The following is an 8,106-nucleotide window of genomic DNA, read 5'->3' as shown; positions in this document are numbered from 1 at the left end:
AGAGTGTTTGTTGATTGAGCCTGCTTTTTCCTTGCCATCAGTAGCCGTAACGAGGTTACTTGATCAAGTTGCTGAATTAAGAGGCTACCCTGAAATTATTCGAAGTGACAATGGTCCGGAACTAGTTTCGAGCGATTTTAAGAAATGGGCCGAGCAACACAATATATTACTTTATCATATCCAGCCTGGAAAGCCTGCACAAAATGGTTTTATTGAACGATTCAATCGGACTTATCGCTAGGATGTTTTGGACGCACACTGGTTTTATAGCTTAGAAGAGGTACAGCAGATTACTGGGCCATGGATTGAGCAGTATAACAATGAACGTCCTCATGAGTCACTTGCGAATTTATCGCCAATTAACTTTAAAAAAATGAGAAATGAAAAGCACAGAAATTCCACTTTAGCACTGACATAAAAATGGGGGCTTTGTTTCTCATTTTTCAAGCTGTCAAAAAAGCACTCAACAGGCGCATTATCTAAACAGGAACCAACACCAGCCATTGAAGCTTCAATTTTATTGGATGCAGAAGTCTGGGGTATAAAGTCAATTGGTTTTCTGTTGGCATATCTGTCCATCGTTAATTATGCTCAAAGTAAGACTGTGAGGCAGCTTATTGTTTAGATTGATGTTTAAGATAATTTAAATTAAAAGGATGGAGTTTAGTCATGTGTTATCAGGAAATTTCAGCGCCAAGTGATCAGTGGATTCAGCTCGCAAATGAGGAAGCGTTAGAGTCTGTTAAAAATGGCGGTGGGCCTTTTGGTGCAGTTGTGGTTCAGATTGATAGCCATTCTGGGGAGGTGATACGCCACTGGGTTAACCGTAATCGTGTGACTTTGCAGCGTGATCCTACTGCACATGCTGAAATTGTAACTATCCGTATGGCAGCAGCGGAACTTGGAGTGTTCAATTTAGGAGCCATTCACCAGGATAAATCAAAGTTATTTCAGCCCAGTCAGTTGTCACATTGCGTGATATACAGTAGCACAGAGCCATGTCCGATGTGTATGTCTGCTATTTATTGGGCTGGCATCAAAAATTAATGTTTGCTGCGACTCGATTTGATGCTGCAGAGCCGGGCGTTGATTTTTCAGATGCAATGATTTATGAGGAGCTTGCTCGGCCTTATAGTCAGCGCCAGTATATGAAGGTTGAACGTGCTAGAACCGATAACTCTTTAGATGCGTTTGATTACTATAAAAATAATGAAGTTGAGCGCTACGGAGAGGCACCATAAATAGGGCAGCCTCTTCATAGTGCTATTTTTGCGAAAGGCGCCTGTGGGCCTGTGGGTTATTTTGAAAATATTAAAAAATTTTTGCTCGTGGTATTGAGCAGCGTCTATCGTAATTTCAAAGGTTTGAGCAAGCTTATCGTCTGTTATTAACTGTTTGGGTGTGCCTTGGGTGATGAGCTGACCATTTTTCAATACGAATAGATAGTCGCTGTTTTGAATTGCTTGATTAAGGTCATGTAAAACCCAAAGAATTGTTTTATTATGGTTAATATTCAGGTTTTTGATAAGTTCAATCATTTGTAACTGATGCTTAATATCTAAATAAGTTGTTGGCTCATCAAGTAAAATCAGAGGGGTTTCTTGGGCAAGAATCATTGCAAGCCAGGCACGTTGTTGTTGACCGCCAGATAATTGGTGCAAATGTCGTTGACGGTATTTTGTCATTTCTGTCACATCTAAGGCCCAGTGAATCACTTGTTGATCTTTGGCGTGAAGTCGTCTGAGCAAACCCTGATGAGGATAACGTCCAGCAACAATTAAATCCTCAACGGTAAACTGATCTGGAATGACTGAACGCTGAGGCAAAAATGAAATATACTTAGCGATTTCTTTGCGTTTGAACGTAGATAGCTCTGATTGATTGAGGTCAATATAACCTTGATTGGGTGTAATTAAACCGGTAAGCAGCTTAAGAAGAGTGCTTTTACCAGAGCCATTGGGACCTATCAGTGCTGAAATTTTTCCAGCGGGGATCTCTAAGGTAATATCATTAAGAATGGTTTGACCTTTAATTTTAAAATGTATATTAGCACAACTTAAGGGGCTTGGTTGAGGGGATATAAGTTTATTTTGTTGAGCAAACATAGTGATTAACCTTTAATAAAATGCATATCAGGTTGAGGGTGGCGTAGAAAGTTATGGTGGGAAATATTCCAAGCATAAGCACCAGCATGGCTAAAAATAACAATATCCCCAACACGTATGTGGTGAATATGGCGATTGTAAGCAAGTTTATCTTTAGGGGTGCAGAGTTGGCCGACGATATTTGCTGTTGCTTGTTTAAGTTCAGGTCGTGTATAGCTGTGAGGCCAATGCTCTATAGGCAAAATTGTAAAAGGGTGGCTATGACCTTGGGCATAGGGGGTACGAAAGTGATGGGTTCCTCCTCGGCAAATAATAAAGTTTTGATCGTGTGTTTCTTTGATATCGATGACTTCGATCGCATAATAACCGCAAAAAGCGCTGATATAGCGCCCACACTCAAAACGGATGGTTGTATTAGTGAGCTCTTTATTTTTAATTATTGTATCGAGCTTAGAGCAAAAATATCGCCAGTTAAATTTATGATTAGGATCATTATAATTAATGCCGATGCCGCCACCAACATTAAGGTGGTTAAGAGTTAGCTGGCCGTGTTTTTGTAGCTTTTTAAAGTAATCAAAATAATCAGCTATCAAGTTTAAGTGAGTTTCTTCACATGTTTGCAAAGAAGCAAGATGTAAATGAATACCTTTTAGATGAATATCATTTTGTCGGCTAATAAAACTTAGGCAAGAAATAAGTGTTTCTTCATCCATACCAAAGGGTGTTGGGCTTCCGCCCATTGTAAGCTTTGTTTTCGGTAGGGAAGGAAGTTCGATATTTAAACGTAGTAAAATATCGCACGATTGTTTATTTTTCTTGCATAAATCACTTAAGCGTATAAGCTCGAAAAAACTTTCGATATGGATTAACTCGACTTGCTTACTCTTAAGGCAAGCAGCTAATTCATCATTGGTTTTACCCGGGCCGCCAAAAATAATAGGGTGATTTGGAAAGTGTTGTTGTATCAGTTCTAGCTCACCTAATGAAGCGACCTCAAACCCATGCACATCTTCTGACAGTGTTTTAAGTATTGGAAGCTCTGAATTTGCTTTTGTCGCATAAAACATCTGACAAGATTGAGGCAATTCCCGGACAATTTCCTGACTATGCGTTTTAAGTGAATCAAGGTCATAGAAATACGAACAAAAGAGAGATTGATCATTATGACTTATTTTTTCATTTTTTATATTTTTAATAAGACCATGTATTTTTGATTGAATTGTAGTATTCATGATTTTCCAGGTTAATATTTTAATTTGTTGATTTTAATAATGGGTTGTCTAAAGGAATATATTTTGCTTTTTGTCTGCGCTTTTTAAAAATCGTGTTTTTAAGTTTGCCTTATAGGGCCAAGTTGGGTTAAAGAGTCTTTGCTTAAACTCTAAAGCTTGCTGGTTAGAAAGTTTGGTTTGGTATTTTCTTAAGGTGAGTGATACATTTTGCCAGAGTTTTTTTTCTAGATGTTCAGAGTTTTTACTGATAAAGTGAATGCTGCTTGATATATTGTTGATAAAAAGACAGTAAATAATGCGCTGCCAACTTTGATCAGTATTATAAGTCATTGATGATCGGGTGGCTTGGTCCAGGTGATTAAGAGAAATATTGCTGTATTTAGGGTTTAGTTTTGTTCCTTCTAAATCTCGTAAGTAAATATGGCAAGGGTATTCATCGTCTAACTTAATGAGTACATTCTGCAAGTGAGGCTCAAAGGTAATGCCATGGCACAAATAGTAATCTAAAATTGCTGGAATCAGTATGTTGATATAGCGGTTGAACCACTTAAGAGCAACTTCCTCATACGGACATTTTTCATGGCGTGCTAATTTAAGCAGAATTGTTTCAATCCAACTATTTTGATGGGGTTGGCTAGAAAATAATCCTACTGCAAGTAAAGGCTCTGAAGGTGATGTAATATCAGAGGTGTTTTGGAAAAGTGGGTTATCTCTTAAGATAAAGCCAAAGCCTTCTGTGATTTTTTTGTTTAATATTGGATTATTAGTAATAATCATATCCAGCTTTAGGCTAAATGCATGAGACTCGTTAAGTAGGGTGACAGATCGGTGTTTTTTGCTGAGGTCTTGAGTGTGTTGGTTGAGAATATGTGTGAGTTCTATTGCTGTTTTTAGTTCAGTTTCAGAGTTTTTACGGATACAGTTTGTTAAGCGTACATTGAGGGAGAACTTATAAAAGTATGGGTGGTTTTCCTGAAAAAGTGTGCGTACAGAAGAAGTCGCTGAAAAGTAATCACCTAATGGGCCTATGGGTTGAATATGGTTATTAATCAGCACTTGCTTGACTTCTTCTTGCTGCAATAGATATTGAGCTTGCCAAGGGTGAATAGGGTAGAGCAAATGATCTTCTTTTTCTATAATAACTGGAGGCAGCTGATGATTCTGATTGTACTTCCTTAATTGACTTTTATTAATTTTGAAATAGTAAAGTTGAAATGAGTTTGATAGTTCGGGTGAATAAATATGAATATCTTCCGCCTCAAAACCTTGTCTTGCTTTAGGTGTTGGGTGAAACTCATGACCAAAAACTAAAGATTGTTCTGATTGGATAAAGTTAAGATGATGGTTGTTCGGTCGTTGTTTTAAAAAACACTCCATCACTTGATAGCTTTGGATTGCTTGTTGTATAAACTCTAAATTAATAGATGATTCATGTTGTTTGGCAAGCGCATTTGTAATGGTTAATACTAAATCACTAAAATAAAGAAGCTTATAGTGGGATTTGCTCAGGCTGGATGTTTCATTACTTGAAGTAATAATTGGCACAGAAACATAGGTAAAGTGATAGGTTAAGCTCGGCTTATGTATCGCGATAAGGATTTTTTGGTGATCTGGTAGGATAAGTATTAATTGGTATTTTTTCTCAATAAGAGAGGCTCTATCATCCAGATAAGCATAAAGTGTGTCTTCTCGGTGTAATGGTAATAGCTTTAGCCCATGATTCGGCATTGCAATTTCGCGGCAATAGCAGTTTAATAATGCTTGAATAGAGTGACGTTCGGCTAAAGAGGTTGAGTCCATAGAGTAAACAGGATGTAGATTAGGCATGATATGACCTCGTAATCATGTGTTGACGTTTACACAAATAGATGCTTAGAAAAAGAGAAGTAATGAGTAAAACAAAGCCACCTATCGCAAAAGGTGCTGTTATTCCTAGTGACTGATAGCTGATGCCTGCAATCAAGCCTGCACAAACGCCTGCCCACTTGCTAATACTATCAAGCCAACCGAAGACTTTACCTTCTTGTTTTTGCAGCTTTAATGTTGAAATCATTCGATTGAGGCTAATAAATCCAAGGGTAATTGCAACGCCCATTAAAATACGCATTGTGATTAATATAGAAAAACTTGCTGTTAGGCTCTGCCAATAAAAACTCAAGGCTAAGATGATTAATGAAATGATAAACATCCAAGTCTGGTGTGATGGTTTTTGCTGATGTTTTTGCAAGGTAAAAATACTAATTAAGTAGACCACATGAGGTAAACCAAAAAGAAAGCCTAACATTACTCCAGAATGTATATCAAAGTGGTTTTGTAAAAGAGTAATAAAATAAGGAAAACTGATAACAGTGCTAAAATTAAATATAAAGCTTGCTAATAACAGATAAGGGTAAGGCAAGATATTTGCCTTTTTTTGATGAGCAGTTTCTTTTTCGAGTGCTGGTATGGGCTGATTGTGAGTTTGCTATTGACTTGTGTGTATTATCTTTAGGAACTGATAAATAAATAATAATTGCTGAAACTAAAGTGATAAGAGCAAGTCAAAAAATAAACGCTTAGTGGTGAAAACAGGTTAATAAGAAACCCAATTGCAATCGGAGCGATTAAAAGTGCGGCTCGTGCTGAAAACTGAGTGAGGTTCAATAGGTTACTTAACTGGTTGCGATTAGAAGTCGTTGCAAGATAGGCATTTGCTGCAGCCAGTGTTCCTCCTAACACACCCTGTAGGCACAACGAAATAATAAAAATGACTAAATGTCCGGATGAAAGGGCGGCAATTAAAAAGCTTAAAGATAGGCCAAGTTGTGCCCTTAGTAAGGCAGATTTCTTATTGACTTTATCGGCAAACTTTCCCCATAGTGGGCTGGCGATTGCTGTGAGCAATGTTGGCAGCACATATAAAAAGCCAACTAAAGGGGAGTTAACTAAGTGAAAAATTTTTATCTAAAATAATACTAAAGAAAGGAGCAATGCCTAGTGTTGCAGAGGCGGCAATAAAGTGGCATAGAATAACGCTAAATAGTGTAGATCGCTTTATCATAAGTTTTGCCACTTTAAAAAATTAGGTGCAGTTTTACCATAAAATTTATTGATATCGGCAGCTGCAGTCATCGATTTCGGAAGTAACGTGCCCGCAGTATAAAGGCGCTTTAGATAAAGATAATCATCTTGTAATAAAGCATGCCGGCAAAAATTAACATCTATGCCTTGTTGCTCGAGTTGATTGAGTTTATTTTCAATAGTTCTCGCCAGCTGGCTATAGGCTTGTTTTTTGGTCATTAAGTCTTCTTGTATCATCGGTTCAATGATGCAGGCAAGGTTTAGTTGTAAGATAATGGTCGTAAACATTTGGAGTAATGCTGTATTGCTTTCAGTTAAAATACGTTGATCCATGATTTTTTTTCAAATAGTCTTGTGATTGAGGTAGTGCCTTAATAAGGATTTTAGAGTTTATTCTTGGGGCATCGTTATCTTTAAATAATAAGGAAAGGTTTTTAGTTGTTGGGTTGATGACAAGTAGACTATTTTGCTGATTCGCTTCGAGTGCAACTCCATAAACTAACCAGAGCTTTAAGTGCGTATGGATAATAAGATTAAAGTAACTGTTTAAAAATTGATTTATATCTTTATTAAAGTGATCATCAACTAAATGTTGAATGATAAGCTTGCCATTATTTTTTGCACCTAGTGCAGCGATTGGAATAATCCAGTGGTTTTTTAGTTGCTCTGGGTACTGACGTAAAATAAAGGCAAGCATTGGCTGAGAGTTGACATGCATGCCGGTATGCTCTGAGGTTAGGGAAATGTTATTTCTTAGTTCAATATCTTGAGAGCGAATATATTCAAGCAAAGACTGGACCTGGTGGCCATCATTAATTGTGCTGGCTTTAATTGTGCGAATATTTTTAGTGCTGAGAGTTCGAATATCTAAGGGCAGTTTTAGGTGAAAATTATTATGATCTGTTATGCTTACCGTGCGGATTGATAAGGTTGGTTTGACTGTGAGGAATGAGCGAGGTGCTTTAATGAAAGGTAACTCTATTTCTTGTGAATTAAGCAGGCTTTTTAAACGTTGGATTAAAAATGGATGAACAGGAAGTAGCGTATAACGGTGTTGGAGTGATTGATTTAAGCCTACATCGGTAAAGCTTGGCCAAAATGAAGGAAGAGTGCCAGAGAGTGTTGATAAGGCTTTTGGTACAGCAATCCAGTTGAGTTTGAACTTAGCTTTAAATTCAGTAGTGTAATGATATAAGTCTTGTGTGTTAAAGCCTAATTTTGCTCTGGCGGTGGGATAAAGCGGGTGATCTAAAAATGAGGCAATATGATCACACTGCAATAGACTTGAAAAATTTTTATAATTAATTTTATTGATTTTATTGATTTTATCCTGGGATAAGTTTGTGTTTTGATGATTGCAAATTATAGTTTGGTATACAGCCGCTTTATATTCATTAATGGCAAATAAGAGAGGGCTGTTATCTCGAGTTTCATATTGTTGGTAGATCATTTTGAGCAGCGTAATCATTGCTGTGGATTGCTGATATTGATTATTTTTTTGATGTACCAAGTGGGAGCTGTCAATGACCATTTTTGCATAAAACAACTAGGTTGAATGGGAAAAATTATTTCTTGAGAGTTTAATTGGCACTGTAGCCAGTGGGTATTATTGAGTGGTGTGGGTAAATTGAAGTGATTACTTTTATTTTTTATTAAATTTACTATTTTTCCATTGTTAACACCATGAATATTTCTCTGATAAATGTATT

10 protein-coding genes and 1 pseudogene are annotated in these 8,106 nt (G+C 37.0%); 3 read left to right on the top strand and 8 right to left on the bottom strand.

The window, feature by feature from the left end; all coding sequences use genetic code 11:
• The first annotated feature begins 7 nt into the window (after positions 1-7).
• The 3 genes and pseudogenes from BGC07_RS02700 (at position 8) to BGC07_RS21565 (ending at position 1,241) form a co-directional block, all read left to right on the top strand.
• Positions 8-418: pseudogene (locus BGC07_RS02700) on the top strand (integrase core domain-containing protein).
• A gap of 251 nt (positions 419-669) precedes the next feature.
• Positions 670-1,047: a nucleoside deaminase gene (locus BGC07_RS02690; protein ID WP_235602858.1), complete on the top strand. Its 378-nt coding sequence runs from the start codon at positions 670-672 to the stop codon at positions 1,045-1,047.
• A complete protein-coding gene (locus tag BGC07_RS21565) occupies positions 1,047-1,241 on the top strand; it encodes a hypothetical protein (protein WP_235602857.1) in 195 nt (64 codons plus the stop codon). Before BGC07_RS02690 ends, BGC07_RS21565 begins: the two co-directional genes overlap by 1 nt.
• Here BGC07_RS21565 and BGC07_RS02685 read toward each other — a convergent pair.
• From BGC07_RS02685 to BGC07_RS21560, 8 genes are all read right to left on the bottom strand, one after another.
• Positions 1,182-2,105 carry an ABC transporter ATP-binding protein gene (locus BGC07_RS02685; protein ID WP_077216717.1) on the bottom strand — a complete coding sequence of 308 codons (924 nt, stop codon included), beginning with the start codon at positions 2,103-2,105 and terminating at the stop codon, positions 1,182-1,184. The genes BGC07_RS21565 and BGC07_RS02685 overlap by 60 nt on opposite strands.
• A 5-nt stretch (positions 2,106-2,110) precedes the next feature.
• Positions 2,111-3,337: a type III PLP-dependent enzyme gene (locus BGC07_RS02680; protein WP_069311860.1), complete on the bottom strand. Its 1,227-nt coding sequence runs from the start codon at positions 3,335-3,337 to the stop codon at positions 2,111-2,113.
• 48 nt (positions 3,338-3,385) lie between these two features.
• Complete coding sequence (locus BGC07_RS02675) at positions 3,386-5,164, bottom strand: IucA/IucC family protein (protein ID WP_069311859.1); 1,779 nt, start codon at positions 5,162-5,164, stop codon at positions 3,386-3,388.
• Positions 5,157-5,735, bottom strand: a complete 579-nt coding sequence (locus BGC07_RS02670) for an MFS transporter (protein WP_069311858.1) — start codon at positions 5,733-5,735, stop codon at positions 5,157-5,159. The genes BGC07_RS02675 and BGC07_RS02670 overlap by 8 nt, the downstream gene beginning before the upstream one ends.
• Before the next feature lie 89 nt (positions 5,736-5,824).
• Complete coding sequence (locus BGC07_RS02665) at positions 5,825-6,274, bottom strand: MFS transporter (RefSeq protein ID WP_268801691.1); 450 nt, start codon at positions 6,272-6,274, stop codon at positions 5,825-5,827.
• Between the two features lie 99 nt (positions 6,275-6,373).
• Positions 6,374-6,730 carry a hypothetical protein gene (locus BGC07_RS02660; protein ID WP_069311856.1) on the bottom strand — a complete coding sequence of 119 codons (357 nt, stop codon included), beginning with the start codon at positions 6,728-6,730 and terminating at the stop codon, positions 6,374-6,376.
• Positions 6,708-7,865 (bottom strand): IucA/IucC family protein, encoded by a 1,158-nt coding sequence (locus BGC07_RS02655; RefSeq protein ID WP_158006847.1) that lies wholly within the window; start codon positions 7,863-7,865, stop codon positions 6,708-6,710. Before BGC07_RS02655 ends, BGC07_RS02660 begins: the two co-directional genes overlap by 23 nt.
• A partial coding sequence (locus BGC07_RS21560; RefSeq protein ID WP_235602856.1) for a hypothetical protein occupies positions 7,862-8,106 on the bottom strand: 245 nt, incomplete at its 5' end. The genes BGC07_RS21560 and BGC07_RS02655, both read right to left, overlap by 4 nt.

Source organism: Piscirickettsia litoralis (genome assembly GCF_001720395.1).
Taxonomy (GTDB): Bacteria; Pseudomonadota; Gammaproteobacteria; order Piscirickettsiales; family Piscirickettsiaceae; genus Piscirickettsia; species Piscirickettsia litoralis.
The sequence above is the reverse complement of the archived record's forward strand: the minus strand, read 5'-3'. Positions and strand labels throughout refer to the sequence as shown.